General features: G+C 44.1%; 9 protein-coding genes. All 9 read right to left on the reverse strand.

Translation table 11 applies throughout. The features are described 5' to 3' along the window. Window positions 1-297: 297 nt before the first annotated feature. Complete coding sequence (locus WC743_RS20675) at window positions 298-4,359, reverse strand: two-component regulator propeller domain-containing protein (protein WP_373015139.1); 4,062 nt, start codon at window positions 4,357-4,359, stop codon at window positions 298-300. A 441-nt stretch (window positions 4,360-4,800) separates the two neighbouring features. Continuing rightward, window positions 4,801-6,039: an L-fucose:H+ symporter permease gene (fucP, locus tag WC743_RS20680; protein ID WP_373015141.1), complete on the reverse strand. Its 1,239-nt coding sequence runs from the start codon at window positions 6,037-6,039 to the stop codon at window positions 4,801-4,803. 87 nt (window positions 6,040-6,126) lie between these two features. Then, on the reverse strand, window positions 6,127-8,040 hold the full coding sequence (locus WC743_RS20685; RefSeq protein ID WP_373015143.1) for a glycoside hydrolase family 97 N-terminal domain-containing protein: 1,914 nt from the start codon (window positions 8,038-8,040) through the stop codon (window positions 6,127-6,129). A 93-nt stretch (window positions 8,041-8,133) separates the two neighbouring features. After that, window positions 8,134-8,265, reverse strand: a complete 132-nt coding sequence (locus tag WC743_RS20690) for a hypothetical protein (protein ID WP_373015145.1) — start codon at window positions 8,263-8,265, stop codon at window positions 8,134-8,136. A 292-nt stretch (window positions 8,266-8,557) separates the two neighbouring features. Beyond that, window positions 8,558-9,688, reverse strand: coding sequence for an alginate lyase family protein (locus WC743_RS20695; protein ID WP_373015147.1), 1,131 nt, complete (start codon window positions 9,686-9,688; stop codon window positions 8,558-8,560). A 62-nt stretch (window positions 9,689-9,750) separates the two neighbouring features. Continuing rightward, window positions 9,751-10,794, reverse strand: coding sequence for a LacI family DNA-binding transcriptional regulator (locus WC743_RS20700; RefSeq protein ID WP_373015148.1), 1,044 nt, complete (start codon window positions 10,792-10,794; stop codon window positions 9,751-9,753). Between the two features lie 196 nt (window positions 10,795-10,990). Further along, the gene (locus tag WC743_RS20705) at window positions 10,991-12,799 is read right to left on the reverse strand and encodes a RagB/SusD family nutrient uptake outer membrane protein (protein WP_373015150.1); all 1,809 of its coding nucleotides are present in this window, start codon (window positions 12,797-12,799) and stop codon (window positions 10,991-10,993) included. Window positions 12,800-12,811: 12 nt separating this feature from the next. Then, on the reverse strand, window positions 12,812-16,141 hold the full coding sequence (locus WC743_RS20710; protein ID WP_373015152.1) for a SusC/RagA family TonB-linked outer membrane protein: 3,330 nt from the start codon (window positions 16,139-16,141) through the stop codon (window positions 12,812-12,814). 259 nt (window positions 16,142-16,400) lie between these two features. Then, window positions 16,401-18,290 carry a glycoside hydrolase family 97 catalytic domain-containing protein gene (locus WC743_RS20715; protein ID WP_373015154.1) on the reverse strand — a complete coding sequence of 630 codons (1,890 nt, stop codon included), beginning with the start codon at window positions 18,288-18,290 and terminating at the stop codon, window positions 16,401-16,403. Between the last annotated feature and the right edge of the window lie 67 nt (window positions 18,291-18,357).

Here is an 18,357-nt window from a genome sequence, read left to right on the forward strand (position 1 = left end):
AAGGTCCATCGTTTAAAGCCCGATAATTAAATTGGATATCAAAAATTCCTTGAAAACCAGTTAAGTAAAGTTTACCCGATGGATTATAATTTGGTTTAATAAGGGCTAATATGGAGTGATTTAAGGATAAAGAAGGGATACAAATAAGCCATTTAAAGGGTACAATCTGACCAAAAGAAATTTCCTAAACGGGTTTAGAAGCCGTAAAAAGAACTTTTATAACAAAAAAACATGGAAACAAGTAAACTGACAAGCTTTCCGTGGCAGAACCCGGATGCACCCTGGCAGGATAGCTGTTTAGTTGATAACGTTGAAGCGCTTCTTAAAAACCGGCCGTTTCTGGCGCAGGAAATCTGAAGGGTTTGCCCCGAATAACTTGAAAAACTGGGTGCGGAAATATTTGATGTTATTAAAGCCTGTTTCTAAAGCCACTTCGTTAATATTCATATCAGACTGTATCAGTAATTCTGCAGCTTTTCTCAGCCGTATATATCTGATAAAACTGTTAATAGAATGGCCCGACAACGATTTTACCTTGCGGAATAGGTTAGACCGGCTCATCCCGATCTCTGAGGCAAGCATGTTGATATTGAAATTATGATCAGTTAAATGCTTTTCAACAACCTCTATACATTTTTCCAGAAACTGCTTATATTCTTCAGATATGGCTACGTTAGTTGATTTTAAGGTAACCGCGCTATAAAAATAGCGTTGCAGGTTCCTGCGGATCTGTAATAAATTCGCCACGCGTGCAATCAGAATATCCTTCTCAAATGGCTTACTGATATAATCGTCCGCACCGCTTTCAAGGCCTTTCAACTTGCCTGCAGGAGAAGAGCTTGCCGTCAGCAAGATCATCGGTATATAACTAAGCAATGGGTCTTGTTTAATGATAGCGCAGAGTTCAATCCCGTTTAACCCGGGCATCATAACGTCACAGATGATCAGGTCAGGTACTTTTTCCCGGGCGATGACCAGGCCTTTATCGCCATCCGCAGCATCGTAGATCACATACTGCGGTTCCAGCAAGCTTTTAATGTAATGCCTTATTTCTGTATCGTCATCAATGATCAGGATCGCTTTTTTATCGGTAAAAATATCTTCCGCTTTAAATTCCGCAAATTCATCTTCATTATTTAGCGTAGCTAAAGTCAGCGGCCCATCGGTCAGCTCATTTAACAGTTCAGATGAGGCCGATTCAAATACAGATATAATTTCTGGTGAATAATGCAGGATGCCCTTTTTTAGCATTAAGGTAAATGTGGTGCCATTGCCGGGTACGCTCAAATAGGTCAATGTTCCCTGGTGGTCACCGGTAAACTGTTTAGCCAGGTACAAACCAATCCCAAATCCCGCTTTCACGGGCTGGCCGGCTTCCTTAGAACGGTAAAACTTGTCAAATAATTTATCTCCCACCTCTGGTGGTATGCCGTAACCCTGATCCACAACTTTAATGACCGCCTCCTCGGATGACTCTTCCACAATGACGTTTACGGCTTTGCCGGCAGGGGTATATTTAATGGCATTTGATATCAGGTTATACAGGATAATTTCTATTTTTTCCCGGTCCCCGTAGATAACCAGATCTTCATTTTCGCCGGAGAACTCATAGCTGATACCGGATATTTTAGCCTGTTGCACAAAACATAAAAAAACTTCTTTACAAACCTGCACAAGATGAATTGGGCCTACGTTTAGTTGAGCAACACTGGCATCCGCTTTACGGAACAACAACAGCTGGTCTACCAGGCTAAGCAGCCTCCTGGCATTGCGATAAACAATATTGAGATCATTCCGGTCCTTTGAGATGCTGTTGTTTAGCAGGTCCTTCACGGGGTTAATGATGAGCGAAAGCGGTGTTCTGAATTCATGTGATATGCCGGTAAAAAACTCCAGCCTTTTCTCGTTCATTTCCCGTTCTTTTTCCTGGAGCACTTTTTGATTATCGGCATTAACCTTAGCCAGTTTTATCTCGTACTTTAACCGGGTTTCGCGTGAGCGGTAGGCTAAATACCAATATACGCACGTAATTAAAATAAGGAGGTAACAAGTATAAGCCCACCAGGAAGCATACCAGGGCGGCAAAACAATAATTTCCAGCGAAATTTGTTTGGCTAACCACTGCCCTTCCGCATTGGTACATTTGATATGAAGAATATATTTTCCTTCGTTTAAATGGGTATAGTTTGCATATCTGATATTTCCGGAGTTTGTCCAGGTATGATCCCAGTTTTCAAGGAAATATGCATAATGGATCTTGCCCGGCGCGGTGAATTCCAACGCGGTAAACTGGAAGGCAAAAACAGCCTGATCATACGGTACCTCAATTTGCTTAATGCCATCGGGCGTAGCTTTTTTTACAAAGTGAGCGTCTTTTTCAAGCGGAACATTGTTTACCGTTACCCCCGACAATACCAACTTGGGAACGTTAGTCAAATCTTTAACCTTTTCAGGATAAAATAAATTCAACCCTTCTATACCTCCAAAAGCCAGCTCCCCGGACCGAAGCGCAAAATTTGAATTATAATGAAATTGATTACTTTGAATACCGTCACTTTTATAGTAGCTTTTGAAAGATTTGGTTTGCGGGTTAAATTTGGATAACCCGTTAAATGTACTTACCCACAAATTGCCGGATTTATCTTCCAATATGTTTAAAACGGCATTATTACACAAGCCATCTTCAGTAGTAAAACGGGCCAGGATTTTCGATCGTTTCCGGTCAAACAACACAAGCCCCCCACCCTCGGTCCCCACCCAAAGGCGCCGTTCACGATCTTCAAAAATACAACGGATATAATAGTCCAGTTCAAAGAACTTGTGCTTCTTATTAGTCCGGTCTATTTTAATCAGTTGGGTTAATGTTCCTGCCCAAAGGTTACCTTCCCTGTCGGCTGTAAGACTTGAAAGATCTGAAAGATTGGTATCAAAAGCGTTAAATTTATTATGCAGCCTGTCAAATTTATAAAGCGCGCCGTTTATACCATCCCCTTTTAAGGTTCCTGCCCAAAGATTCCTGTCGCCATCTTCGCACATTGTGGAAACCACCTTATTTTCAACACCAGATCCCGGGTTGATACAGCGGTAATGCTCAAACTGACCGGTAGCCCGGATGTACCTGTTGATTCCTCCAAAAAATGTCCCCTCCCAAATCTCATTTTTATAATCGCTAACAATAGAGGTAACAATATTATCACTCAGCGCATGCGGATTTGCAGCATCGGCGGTGAAACGGCGGAATACATTAGCGCGACGGTCCCAGATCACCAAACCGCCACCCTCTGTTCCAATCCATAAATCGCCGTTTAGGTCTTCATAAAGGGCGTACACCGGCTTTTTGGGCAAAGAGTTGGTTGTAGCCGGATTTGAAGCAATGGTTTTGAACCTGTCTTTTTGCGGATCTATGACGTTTACACCGCCATTTAAAGTTCCTATCCAGATCCGTTTATCTTCATCCTGAATTAAAGTATAGGCCGCATCATTGGATAAGGGACTGTTGTTATTCTCATCTTTTAAATAGGTTAACCGATGGTTCAGTATGTTATAAATGTTTATTCCGCCACCGTTAATGGCCATCCACAATTGCTGATGATCATCAAGTATCATGTCTGATACTTTATTAAAGGTTAGTTTGCCTATATTCTGATCAAGTACTTTAGTAATTTCCCCGGAATGTGCCTGATAAAGAAAGAGCCCGTCGCCCGTTCCAATCCACACATTATCGCCCTGGGGTTCAATACAAAAAGCATTCTTGAGGGATCCGTTGATCAGTACCAGCTTTTTATTGTCCTCCAGCAGGCAGAGGCCAAACTGGGGTACAAAAATCCAGATTTTTCCGCTGCGGCTTATCTTAATAGCCTGTACATCATAACTTCTAACCAGTCTTCCGCTTACCGTTAACGGAATTTCTTTGGCCGCTGCACCGGGCTTTTGGCATACCAGTAAGCCCATGCCCAATGTCCCCAGCAACATATTCCCCTGCCCGTCAGATTTGACAACACGAACGCCGACCGGAATTTTTTTGATCCGTTTATCGCGGGCATCAAAGTAATTTACCGGCGAAAATTTACCACTAAAATCGTCATAGATACAAGCCCCGCCATGGGTGCCGATCCACATATTGGAAGACTGGTCTTGTGCTATTGAAAAGATGTAATTATTTATTAGAGAGGTGGGTTCGCCTACTTTATTTCTAAATATTTTGAAACCATAACCGTCATACCGGTTAAGCCCGTCATAGGTGCCAAACCACATGAAACCTTTATTGTCTTTGAAGATGCACCTAACTGCATTGTTGGATAAGCCCTGGTCAATTCCAATAAAGTATACAGGAGGAGCGGCAGTTAACTTTAAGGTCACTAAAATCAAACAGACTAAAGCACAAAAAAAAGTTTTTTTACCAACTACCATTTTGATGGATCTGACACTATTATTGACTCATTTAGGTTGCTCTCAATTAACAATCTTCGCCGGTTTGGTTTGAACAAAGGCCGGGCGCAGGTATTTGTAACCCAGCCGGCATTTCGCTCCCATTTGCCCGCTGATACTGTAAATTATTTTTCGTTGGTTTATTTTTGAGTTGGTTTATTTATTCGCGGCTGTACCTGGCTTTTTTGAGGCTTGGCAATATTAACTAAGATCGAATTCCAGTGATCTGAGATTTGCTGATCCGCTATCTCCAATTTTCTAATGCTGATTACAAGATGCTCGTTTTTTTCCACCCTCTTTTTCATGATCATTAATTAAACACTAATCAAATATACTAATTGCTTTGAACAAAACATTTTGGTTAAAAGCGGTTTATTTGTGGGCAACTTTATAAAACCTGGCACCAAACAGGAAGATAACCACATAGCATATAATTGGTAAATAATACGCATGGGCCACACTATGGTCAGCAATTTGCCCCATAATCATGGGGAACACCGCGCCGCCTACTACGCCCATGGCTATAAAAGATGAAGCCTGTTGCGTATGGCTGCCCAGATTTTTTATCCCTAAACTAAAAATGGTAGGGAACATAATACTGAAGAAGAAATTGATCATCAACAGGGCGATGTACGATGTCCAGCCTAAACTTTGCGCCACTATTAAACACATTAAAACACTGCCGCAGGCAAAGCCGGCCAGCAGTTTATTAGGTGCAATATAAGTCATCAGCGAAGTGCCAACAATGCGGCCCAGCGCCATCATCCCCATAAAAACAATCATGAAATACCCCGCTTTTTCGTTACTAAAATGCATCACATCAACACCGTAATTGATAAAATAGGCCCAGGTACCTGCCTGTGCCGCTACATTAAAAAACTGTGCTGCAACGGCCCATACAAAATGGCTGTGCTGGTATAATTTTTTAGCCGGCGCCAAATCTACGTTAACCGCATCCGGGTTTGTTACCGCGGTTTCAACATGTGGATCTGTTAAAGCCGGGATCTTTAAAAACATAAAAGCAACGGCTATAAGTATAATTACACAGCCAATGGCTACATAAAGTATTTTTACAGAGGAAAGATCGGTTGAGCGTACGGTATCTGAACTCAACAAAAAGTAGGAACCAACAGCAGGCCCTATCATGGTACCAACCGCGTTAAAGGTTTGCGCGAAATTTACACGCTGGTCGCTCCGGCGCTGATCACCCAGGGCGGCAGCAAAAGGATGCGCCACGGTTTCTAAAGTTGCCATACCACAACCCATTATGAACAAGGCTATCCTGAAAAAAGTAAAGGAGGCCGCATTGGCCGCAGGCACAAATAAAAACAGGCCTGATGCAAACAAACACAGGCCCAGTATAACGCCCGGCTTATAACCAAACCGCTTTAAAAAGTAGCCTGCCGGAATGCTCATAATAAAATAAGCCCCGAACACTGAAAACTGAATCAGGCCCGACTGGGATTTAGAAAGATTGAGCACATTCTGGAAATGTTTGTTGAGTACATCACTCATTGAATGGAGCAGCCCCCACATTAAAAACAGGGTGGTAACAAAAATGAAGGTTACGATAAATCTCTTTTCAGTAAAAGCGGGTTTGTGCGGTTCCATAAGGTTTATGTTAAATCGGTAATTAGTGTCAAACGATCAGATGTCTTGAAAAGTGCGGCAGTATCATTTTCATTTTTATCATGCTTGTTATCGCACAGGCGTCAGGTGAATGGCCTGGCCGCCGGAGCCTGTTAACGCAACAGTTAGGGTAGTTGTTGCATCTATTTTAATTTTTTGAATTTTTACACCGGTTGATGACCTAACATTCTGATCATCTGAGTAAATACTGGCCATATATTTTTTCCCCCGGGGCAGGAAACCGAAGGAAAGCCGCAGGCTTCGGGGATCGTTGTTGGTAATGGTTCCTAAAAACCATTCATTTCCTTTGCGCCGGGCAATGGTTATATATTGCCCGGGAACACCCTGAATTACTTTTGTTTCATCCCAGGTAGTTGGGATCGCTTTCCAGAAGGCTAATTCGGGTTCGTTATGAAAGGCCGACGGTTGATCATACCAAAAAAGCGTTTGCAGCGGGCTGTAAAAGATCGCGGCCAGCGCCAGCTGATGGGCATGCGTTGTTTTAATGCGCTTATCAAAATAGCAAATGGTATAATCTGCAGGGCCCGCCAAATAACGGGTAAAAGGTAAAATGGTGTTATGGGTAGCATCGGGCATTTCCTCATTTCCGCGGATACCTTCCGCCGTCATCAGGTTAGGCCAGGTACGCTGTTCTCCTGTAGGCCGCCAGTCATCGTGAATGTTGATCATGATATGATGGGCCGCCGCTTTGTGGATCACATCTTCTACCCAGGTCGTCCAGCGATGGGAGCCCACCTGAACGAACCCGATTTTTACACCCTTAACGCCCCATTTTTCATACACAGAAAAAAGACTGTCGCTTTGTGTCAGGGCCGCTTGCTGGTTTACATACAGCCAAACGCCGATGCCCTTTTCCCGCCCATAACTGATAATTCCCGGCAGGTCGAAATCAGTGATAGCCACTTTAGTCGCATCAGAACCGAAGCTAAAAGCCGGGCCGTACCATTTCCAGTCGAAGAGGATGTATTGCAAACCTTGCTGAACAGCGAAATCAATATTAGCCCTGGCATCGGCCGTACTTTGATTCATTACCCGCATGATCTTTCCCGGTTTTATCCAGTCTGTCCGGGCAATTTTTCGGCTTTCATTCAAATTCTGTATAATGTCATCGTTTTCTATCAATGCGCCGGGCCTTTCCGCAACCATAATTACCCTCCAGGGTGTGCCAATGGGTGAGATCAGTTCTGCCCCACCCGGAAATAAGGAGGTTACCACGGTGTTGGGCTTATGGTCGCTCAATTTGAATTTTGTTCGGGTATAGTCTACCATTTGTGCTTCTGCCAAACAAACGTACAGGCCATTTTTTAGTTCAAGTGTTAGCGGCCTTTCGCTTTCACCGGTCCAGTTGTACAAGGGTAATTTGCTATAGGGCGCCTGGGCCCAGTTGGCAAACCATGCCGTTGATTCTTCCGGTAAGCTGAACTCGGTATTTTCAGCTATAATATTATAATACGTGCCCTTTTGATTTTCGGGCAAAAAATAACGGAAAGCGATGCCTTCGTTATAAGCCCGCATCTCCACATTAAAGGTGTAGATGGGATTATCATCCTTGACCATCTCTATGGTTGCCGCGTTATAGCAGTCCCTGATGAGGCTGCGTTCGCCGTTTACGGGCACCCAGGAGCTGTCGTGCGCTGTCGTTGAAACCTGCTTTACTTCCAGGTTTTCGCACCAGTCCTTGTGCCGGTCTATCTTTAAGGCCATTGCCTTTTCTGACAATTGATTGTCCATGTTTAGCCCAAGGGCAGATTCCCGTATAACGGCTTTACCTTTATAAGTTACCTGGTAGTACATGGTACGCTTTTTATCAATATCCTGCCGCTGATAAAATTGAACGGACAAGTTTCGATCAGGAGATAATACAGTTGTTTGCGAACCTGCGATGATGGACTGCCCGAAGGACAGCAGTTCAATACAAACAAGGTAACCGGTTAGCGCCGATTTGATCAGCAGTTTTTTCATATTCACGGGTTCCTTTTTATCGGATAGATTGATGTGCATTTAATTTTTTTAGTCTCATCAGCGGCTCCAGGTAGTAGTAATCGGCATAGATGATCAAAGCATCGATCCCGGTAACAGATCAATACCACTGTTATCATGTTCATCCGCAATATTCTTTGTGATCTGCACATTAGTTTTAAAATCATTTAGCTGTGTATTTGGGCAATTTTTGGAATCGCTTTTCACAAGGCTCCTGCTTAAAGACAACCAAAACCCCCGGCAATACTCACATTTTTAACAATTGCCTGGTTATTTAATTACAAAGCCCTGCAGAACAGCTATTTCGATTTTTATAATGAGTTAATAGGCAAATCGAAACCAATCAAAATCCGCATAGCGTTTCCTGTACATCTTGATGATCAGCTTCGATTAATTAAACAGGCGACCATGCCTCCTTTTCATAATAGCAGACAACACAGAAAAAATTTGATACCCATCTATGCCATTAACCTCGTTTAAGCCCCATATAAAAGTGCTTTTATTTCCCCGAGAACAGGAATGTGCCAAAAGCAGGTTGGTCCCGGTCAAAATCCTCCGGTCTTATTTTGTCAATTACCTGTTTGGTATAAGGCATCGCCAGGCCTTTACGGATAACATAATGATGGTAAACCATTTCATAAACCGGGATGAATTTCCCCCGGCTTTGAGCAGAAATTACTGTCCAGTCGCTGTATTTACCCGTAATGTCTTTCCAGGTAGTAAAAGGCATGTTATCGTCGCCCAGGTTATAGCGGGCAACATATTCGTACCCTTTCATTAAACGGTTATCCAAGGCGCTGTACAGATCGTCACCCTGCTTCCAGGCTTCCTCACAAATAGTAGCCAGCGCGCCAATACCCAGTTGACTGTGCCCCTGATCGCGACCGCTTTCCTGTACTTGCCCGGTCTCTCCGCTGATGTAGTTTTTGATGGTACCGTTATCATTAGCGTTGTAATAAAAATCAATAGCCTTTTTATACATCGCGCGATCATCTAAAAAGATAGCCGCTGCCATATACGTTTTCGTAGTAATGACACCCCAGTTACCGTTGGTATAAGGTTCGGCGGCGTAAAACTTTTCAATTACCGGCAAAAAAATACCCGTGATCATTTTGGTGATCTTGCCGATCTGCTTAGCAGTAATCCCCTTATAAGTATGCTTCAGTACTTCGGCAGCGTAAACTATCTTGAGTCCTTCCAGGCCGGCCAGCAGCGGCGCGTCATTGGTAGCGGGAATAGTGGTCAGCGTATCGGCATAAGCCTCCAGAATTTCGGTTGATTTTTTAGCGTGGGCGGCATCTTTAGTAACCATCCACATAACGGCGTTGAGGTAGGCTGCGCTAAAATCGGTTTCCATTTTGGTTTTGGTCCATTTAAATTCGCCATCGCGGGATATGGTTTTATAAGGGCCATTCATTTTGTAGCTTGCCGAGGCCCGTGGGTTGTCTTTTAAAAGAAGATAAGAGCTGTAGGCCGGCTCGGTTTTATGTTTTACCACCTGATACAGATCATCAAAATCCTTTTGCGTATGCAGTACGCCGGGATGGACAAATTTCTGGCCAATTACTTTAGTGGCCATAATAGCCATTAGCATGAAAACAATGGGGCAGATTAGCATTAACTTTCTCATAAGTTATATTTTATTCGGTTTATGTGTTGATCAATTTATATAGTGTTTGACGACGAAGCTGATCAGGCACGATGGTCTGTTTTCAACGCCCTACAATTTTGCGAAGAGCTGCGTAAGTTAAGTTTTGTCTTCAAAATAATTGTTTCAAACTCACTTATTGGCGCTCCCTGCAATATCGCTAACATGATCCTGGTTACCTGTTCGCCAATTTCCTGTATCGGTTGAGCAACTGCTGAAATTGAAGGATCAAACAATTCAAAGTTGGTATTATCATCAAATACAATTACGCCAATGTTTTTTGAAATGGTAAGCCCAAGCTCTTTAATCGCCTGCAAACCACTTAAGGCTAAGTAGTTTGTTGTAAAGAAAAAGGCATCGGTATTCTTATTTGCCAATAAAAATTTCTTTATGATCTGCACGCATTGGCTTTTTTCCACCTCGTATCCAATAGCTTTGACTTTTTCTGGTAAGTGATATTTTTTCATCGCGGCAGCATAACCATCGGCCCGTTCAGTCATTTGATCCTGTTTAGAGAGCAACGTTATCATAACAATATTTTTAAAACTATTGGCAAGCAGATGGCTGACCGCCTGAAACGCCCCATGAAAATTATCGATCAGTACCTTGTCGCACCGGATGCCGGGCAGTGACCGGTCAAAGACGACTACCGGGAAGCCGTCTGAAATAAGGTCACTGACATGAAGGTCGATTCCCGGGGACGGAGCGATAATATACCCGTCTACCTGGTGGTTTCGGAAAGTTTGCAGCAAACCTATGGTTTGAACGGCATCATTTTCCGTGCTCCCGTAAATAACCCGGTACCCCTGAGCGGCTGCATTCTTCTCTACGATCCGGGCGATTGAAGAAAAAAAAGGGTCTGAAATATCTTCCACTAACATCCCAATCGTTTTACTTTTCCCGGTACTTAATCCAACAGCCAGCCGGCTGGGCTGGTAATCTACTTTTTTTGCGAGTCTTAAAATTTTTTCTTCAAGCGCAACACTTATACCGTACTGCCGGGCTTTTCCGTTCAAAACCACCGAAACAGATGCTTTTGATACCTGCAGCTGTTCTGCTATATCCTTAATCCCAATCTTTTTTTTCATACCAATTCATGCGCTAACCTAATTTGTAGCATTCCCGGGGTATCTTTTTTAGTCATTTTCAACTGTCAGGTGAAACCCAGCATAAAAATCAGTATTGCCCGGTGATAAGACCAGGCAATACATCGTTTTTGAGTTTTCAGGCTTAACAATAAATTATCGCCATACACCATTAGCGGCGATGGATGCCTGGTCGTTTTTACCAGCCTGGGTTTTGCACCAATGCCGGGTTAAGCGTGATCTGTTGCGTTGGGATAGGGTATAAATAATTTTTTTCAGTGAAACTTCGTGCAGTATTGTCCAGTATCAATTGACCATTGCCATCCACCGCGTTTGTTGGTGCGGGGGCCAGCGGATTAGGGCCAATTTGAGCCTGTGTACCGCGGTACTTGATCCCAACCGGCCAGGAGCTGACAAAGGCGGGGGCATTTCCATAGGCCGTACCGCCAACGTTGGTTACCAAATCAGTCCCGGCACTATGCCAGCGCTTAATGTCGTCAAACCGGAAACCTTCGTAATACAGTTCGACAAAACGCTCACGCCTTATCTCTGTACGGAAATCTAAACCGTTGCCCGACACAAATCCGTTAGTTAAAGGCGGCATGTTTTTATTGGCCCGCAAACGTACCAGGTTGATGGATTTATTAAGGTCGGCATCGGATATGCTACCATTGCGTTCATAAACAGCTTCCGCATAATTTAACAGCACCTCGGCATAACGTATCACCGGGTAATCTTCAGATTCCTTGGTGTCGGGGCAATTGCGTTCGGTCACCCACTTTTGATTGGTATAACCGGCAATCTGAATGGTCTTACCTAATGAAGTGGCAATATCTGCCGCATCGTTCAGCCAGGTAACCCGGTAGTTTGCATTTCCGTACCAATAATACATATTGTTTACCCTGATGGTATATCTCAAACGGTTATCCCGGTTTACAAATTCAGACCCATAGGTTTGAAAGCCTTGAAAAAGCGGAGATTTTTCGATAGGTAATCCATCCCGGCATAGAAATGCATTTACAAATTTATGCTGAGGGCCAATCTGCGTTCCCTGACGGCTGATATTGGAATTGATTACTTTGCTCACATCATCATACCGATAAGACAACAAATACTCATGATTAGCGGCTTTATTTACCGCTGCAGGGTTAGATTTAGGGTTTTCCAGAATGAAAAGATATTTCTGAGCAGAGTCTCCGAGAACAGTACTGTTACCACCCAAAGCATTTGAGGCTGTTGTACCAAAAAGCGCAAACTGACCGCTAACAATTGCCGCATTTGAAGCCGCGGCAGACTTATCCAAAAGCATATTATAACGGGTATTGTCACCATTCCTGAATTTTAACCATGTGCCTTCATAAAGCGCAACACGGCCTAAAAAAGCTTGCGCCGCGGTACGGCTTACCCGGCCAAAATCAGCAGAGGAAGACAAATAAGATACAGGCAAATTAGGGATAGCGGCTTCAAGATCGGCAATGATTTGGTCAGCTACCGCATCCCGTGTCGCCCTTGTGCCATAAAGCTCGGGCGAGTCCAGGTTCAGTGTTTTAACAATCAGCGGTACACCGCCATAAAGTTGCAGCAATTCGAAATAGCAATAAGCCCTGAAAAATTTGGCTTCCGCAACATATTGAGCGATGCCTGCCTGATCAGTAAAACCAGCAGCTTTTTCAAGCAGGTAATTACAGTTCCTGATCCTGGAATAGTTGTTGTTCCAGTTGGCATCACTGGCCGGAACAGTATTTGTCCCGGCACCATAGCTGCCACCGCCGCCGAAAACATCGGCACGCCCGTCATAATGCGGGTTATCCGCGAAAGAGTTGCTGAAATTATGCAGGTAGCTGTAGTATTGGTTTGCAAATGTTTTAAAGTCATTAACGGATTTGAAATAAGCGGCATCCGAGAGCTGGTCCTGCGGCTTTAGATCGAGCGCTTTATTACACCCCACCTGACCTGCGATGATCAGCATGGCCAGGACGTAAAATAGCTTGTGATATATATTTTTCATGTTTGTTCTGAATTAAAAAGTAATGTTTGCGCCTATGGTTACATACCTATAAAAGGGATAGCGTTCATTTCCCTGCGTAGTTCTGGTTATCTCCGGGTCCCAGCCGTCATGTATACCGCTGCTTTCCCATAAATCGCTTCCTGAAATGTAGAGTCTTAAGCTGCTTATTGCCCCGGTGCGCTCCATCAAAGATTTAGGTAATGTATAGCCCACAACGAGGTTTTTTAACCGCACATAAGCGCCATTTTCAACAGACCAGCTGGATATTTGATAATTATAGTTATTCATACCAGCTGCAGTATGTAAATTAGGATAATAGGCATTTGTGTTATCCGGGGTCCAGGTATTACCTACCCATTGCGTAGTTTGGGCCTGCCCGAGCGCGCTGAATGGTACCCGCCAGTTATTTTGGCTACCCTGTGCCCTGAATATTGTTCTTTTACCCACGCCCTGGAACATGCTGGTAAGGTCAAACCCTTTCCATTGCAGCCCTATGGTCATGCCAAAAGTGTAGCGGGGCACATCGCTGCCCAGGTAAACCAGGTCACCCATATCTTTCGCAGAGGTGCCGGTAGTTAATTTTCCATCGCCGTTTGCATCCAGGAAATAATTATCGCCGGGGCGCAGGCCTGAATTTTGACCTGGTAAATTGGTTAACGGGCTGGCTATTGGTATGCCGATTGTATTGGTTACCCCACCCGGATTATAATATTTGGCATTATAAGCATCCACTTCGGCCTGGGTTTGAAAGCGCCCGCCGTATTTCAACCCAAAGTATGACCCCAGCGGGTAACCCTCAACTGTAGCATTGTAACCTGCTCCCAATGCAGGTACCCCATTAAAATAAACCAGTTTGTTCTGGCTGTCAGTAATGTTACCTGATAGGGAATAGCCAACCTGGCCAATGTGATCACGCCATGTTAGCTGCCCTTCCCAACCCCATGTCTTCAAATCGCCGTTATTTGATTGAGGAGCGCCAATGCCCAAAGTACCGGGATAAGTAACACTTACCAGCATGTTGCGGTTCTGGTTACGGAATACCTCAAATGTACCGTTCAACCGGCCATTTAAAACACCAAAGTCAATACCAAGGTTTCTTTTGATCACCGTTTCCCATGTACGGTTTAAGGAAACAAGATTGCCGGTAGTAGTGGTGGCCGTCGCAAGCGTTGCTCCCAGTAAAGTCCCGCTATTGCCTACGTTCAATGATTGCAGGTAATCATATAAGCCGATACCGCCCTGGCTGCCCGATGTTGCGTAAGATGCACGTAATTTCAGGTCAGTAAAAATGTTGGTTTTTTTGATAAAGTCCTCTTCGCTTAAGCGCCAGCCGCCCATAAGGCTATAAAAAGGTTTCCAGCGCGTGTTTGAGATAAATTTGGAAGAGCCATCGTACCTGCCGGTTCCTTCAAAAAAATACTTGCCCTTAAAGGCATAGGTAACCCTGGCAAAATAAGAACCCAGTGCATAATGATTACGAACTTCATCATTGGTGACAAAACCGCCCGTTGTGCTGCTCAGGCCCAGATTAAGTGAAGGAACGTCGTCGCTGCCGATATTATAAGTCCTGGTGTTGAACAGATTGTACTCATCCCGCTCATAAGAGCTGCCGACCATGAAGGAAACGTCATGTACTTTATTAAAGGTATTATTATAGGTAACACGCCCAATCAAATTATAATAGGGGTCATTGATAGTTTGGCGGAAATAACTCTGGCTCCCTGAAGTTGAGCCTCCGGCTGGCGCGGTTGTACCGGTCAGGTATTTATCATCATAAGAATAAAGGCGAACGGTTTTGGTTTGCACGCGGGCATCCTGCCACCACACGTTATAACCGGCCGTACCTGAAAAAGTTAAGTGTTTTAAGAAGTTATAGGTAAGCGTGCTATTCAGCAGTGCTCGGGTATTATTTTCCAGGTTATCGCCACCGTCCCTCAGCAGGCCTGCCGGACTAGCGACACCTCCCCATTGATAAGGCCGGCCCGATTGTGTATACATAGGCAGGCCCACCTGAAAGCCATTGCCCAACGCACTATAGCTACCGGTAGTATATAGGGTTGGTTGCTGAATATTATTCTTTTCAAGGGCAACATTGGTTTCAAGCTGCACCTTATCACTGAATTTATAAGTATTGTTTAAACGGATGTTATAGCGTTGATTACCATTATTGCCTATTTTTAGCTGGCTACCATCATTAAGGTAGCCAAAAGACGCGCGATAGGTATTTTTATCTGTTCCGCCGGAGATACTTAAATCATGCTGGGTAGAAGTGGCGCGGCCCCATAAAAACTGCTGTAACGATACATCGATAAAATCAAGTTCCTTTACATCAAGGAATGCCGGTACAGGCAAGCCATTGTAAAATGAGTTAGCGGTGATACCCCCGGTAGTGTTTCCGGGAATTTGGGAGGCCAAAACTACAGTACCTTTGTTGGCTTTTGCAAAATTGGCCATTTGATACCAAAGGTCGGTAGCGGGCACAACTCCGTAATTGTCATTTATCTTGGCCTGGACCAATCCGTCAGACCATTGATCAATATTTGTCATCTTAGGCTGCAACCCAATAAACTTTTCAGAAACGGAGGGGTTGTACTGTATTTGCATTTTGCCCTTCTTGCCTTTTTTTGTGGTGATCAATACAACACCATAGGCGGCACGGGCACCATAAATTGAGGCGGAACCATCCTTTAAAACAGAAATATTATCGATATCATTAGGGTTAATCGAATTTAATTCGTTGTTGTTGTTTAATGCCACGCCATCCAATACAACCAATGGATCCTGACCGTTTACAGATGTTGCACCGCGGATCTGGAAGTTCCAGTTTTCACGACCGGGCTGGGCTGACGACCGGGTCACGACCATCCCGGGCACCTGGCCCTGTAAGTTGGCAATAGGGTTATTGGTTGGTCCGCGATCTTCAAACACTTTGGAACTAACGGTAGAAATAGCGCCCACTACGGATGGTTTCTTTTGTGTTCCGTAGGCCACGACAACTACCTCGCTTAGCCCTGTTTTATCCGGAGATAGTTTGACAACCATCGCCTTTGAAAAATCAGCCCGGATCTTTGAACTGACATAACCAACGCTGTTAAATTGTAATGTTGACCCCGGCGGCACATTCACCTTAAAGGTGCCATTGGCGTCGGCGGCAACGCCGGTAGTTGAATTAACCAGTACTACTGTTGCGCCAATTACTGGTTCCCCGGTATCCGCATCAATAACCTTTCCTGTAACAGTTTGTGTCTGTCCGAAGGCTAAGTTGCAGGAAAGCAAGATAAACAGCAAGGCAAGGAAACGACTAAATCGCCACTTTTTACTGTACAAAGAAATCATAATCATTCGATTTAAGGTGTATAATCTGTTAAGTTTAAATTAGCTTAATAAGAAGTTCGCGTGAGATTCAACCCTTAAGCTATTGGTTATATGCATTAGACAAGCATAGTTTATTTCCATACTCACTTATCTAATACTTTTTTGCCGGCTATTGCGGGGAAGCGAAGTAAGTTTAAAATGATTTGTGGATTTTGAGTTGCCATTTGTTAAGTTCCGGTGGAACCTGACGCTTTTTATTTACACCTTTAATTTGCACATTGGCCTGTTACTCTACCTGTCGTAAAATTATTGCCTGCCCGCTTTTGGCAGCCAGATTGACCGGTATTACATCGCCGTTCTTTACTTTTATAGTATGGATACCGATCCCACCTTTTTCATCATCACCATAAATTGTAGCAGTGTAGAATTGCCGCTTTTTTAAAAAATCCAGCTTGATGGTAGTGGCCCATGAGTTAAACCCGGCCGCGGTGCCGATATACCAGTTGTTGCCTTTCCGACGGGCAACACTAACCGATTCCCCGATCTCGCCCTGCAGATAATGACTTTCATCCCATACCGTAGGCACATATTTAAAGAATTCGATCTCCGGGCTATCTACCTGGTAATCCTGCGACTTGCCATACCAGAATATGGCCTGCAATGGGTCAAAATAAACAACGGTTAATGCCAGTTGCTGCCCCTTGCTTACCTTTAGGTTTTTACTGAAGGTATTAAGCGGATTAGGATAGCAAAAGGTAAAGTCTGCCGGCCCGGCCAGGTAGCGGGTATAGGGTAGCGTCATAATATGAAAGGCGTCGGGGCTGTTTTCATCTCCCCTTACGCCCTCCTGGCTGAGGTTATAAGGATACCTGCGCGAAAGGCCTGTTGGCTTATAATGATCATGAATGTTTAATATAAACCCATAATCATTTACCTTTTGCATAGCGGAATCTAACCAGCTGAGCCCTTTTTGGGTTCCGCCATCTACAAAACCGAACTTCATTCCACTTACCCCCCATTTTTTATAAAGCGGCAAAATGGTATCCAGTTTCGCTTTTAAACCTACATAGTTTACGTACAATATTACGCCGATGCCTTTAGTCTTTGCATGTGCTATAATTTTTGGCAAGTCCAGTTCCGGTATCCATTTTGTAGGATCAGACGTGCCTCTGAACTCCGCGCCATACCAGCCGGCATCAAGCAAAATATACTGAAAGTTCATTTTGGCCGCAAAATCCGCACCGTCCATCCCGCCCTGGGTACTTATGGGTACCCTAAACACCTTGCCCGGCTTAACATACAACGGGTTCTCCCGGCTTAATGGAGTAACAAGCTTTAAATTAAGCTGACTGAAATCATGCAGCCCAATCGCTGATTCGGCGCAGCTGATAGTACGCCAGGGAGTAACCAGGCTATCTTTAAATGTGATGAGTGTGTCCTTATGTACTGCCTGGACCTGGTTGTTGCGATAAATGGTATCGGTATAAAAATCCAGCGCCAGGCTATTGGGTTTGCTTCCTTTGATTAAAACGCATTTGGTGCCGTTCCGGTTTTCGGCTTCCCCGATGGTTAGGTATAACTTATTATTAGAAACCAAGGTTGCCGGAAAATCACAAATACCGGGCATATCATCCAATTTTACCGGCCGGAAAATAGATTCTTCATGGTATTGATAAATTTTATAATTCCCGGCCAGATTAAATTCCGTCAATTCCTTTTTTAGTCTGAGCGGCTGTTTTAACCTGCGGACCGCATAGCGGATGGCCAGGCTGCCGTTGAAGGCCCGTGCGACCACATCAAACGTTGCATTGGTTGACCGGCATTGTAAGATCAGTTCCCGGTAATTGTTTTCGATCTGTGCGTTTTCCCCAAGCGCCCAGTCAAAAGTTTCTTTGTTATTTCTTTTTACCCGGCCGTCAATAGTAATTCCTTTAGCTAATTCAGGGCCATCCGTTTCCAGGCCCAGTACAGACCAATTGGTAACCGTATGCCCTTTAAAGTTCATTTGATAAATTACCTGTCCGAGACCGTTAAGGCCGAACTGTATCTTGGTTTGGTGGTTCGGGGATTCCAATTGCGCGACGATCCTATTTTCTGCACTTGCTGTAAAAAAGGAGACTAAAAGAAGCAGCGAAAGCGAAATGGCCGGCTTCAAATAGGCAAAGGATATATTCATGGGTTATATGCTATAATTATACAAACCTACAGACAAGCAAATCCCGCCTTCATACTCATTGTTACTA

Origin of the sequence: Mucilaginibacter sp. (assembly GCF_041660805.1) — a bacterium.
Taxonomy (GTDB): Bacteria; Bacteroidota; Bacteroidia; order Sphingobacteriales; family Sphingobacteriaceae; genus Mucilaginibacter.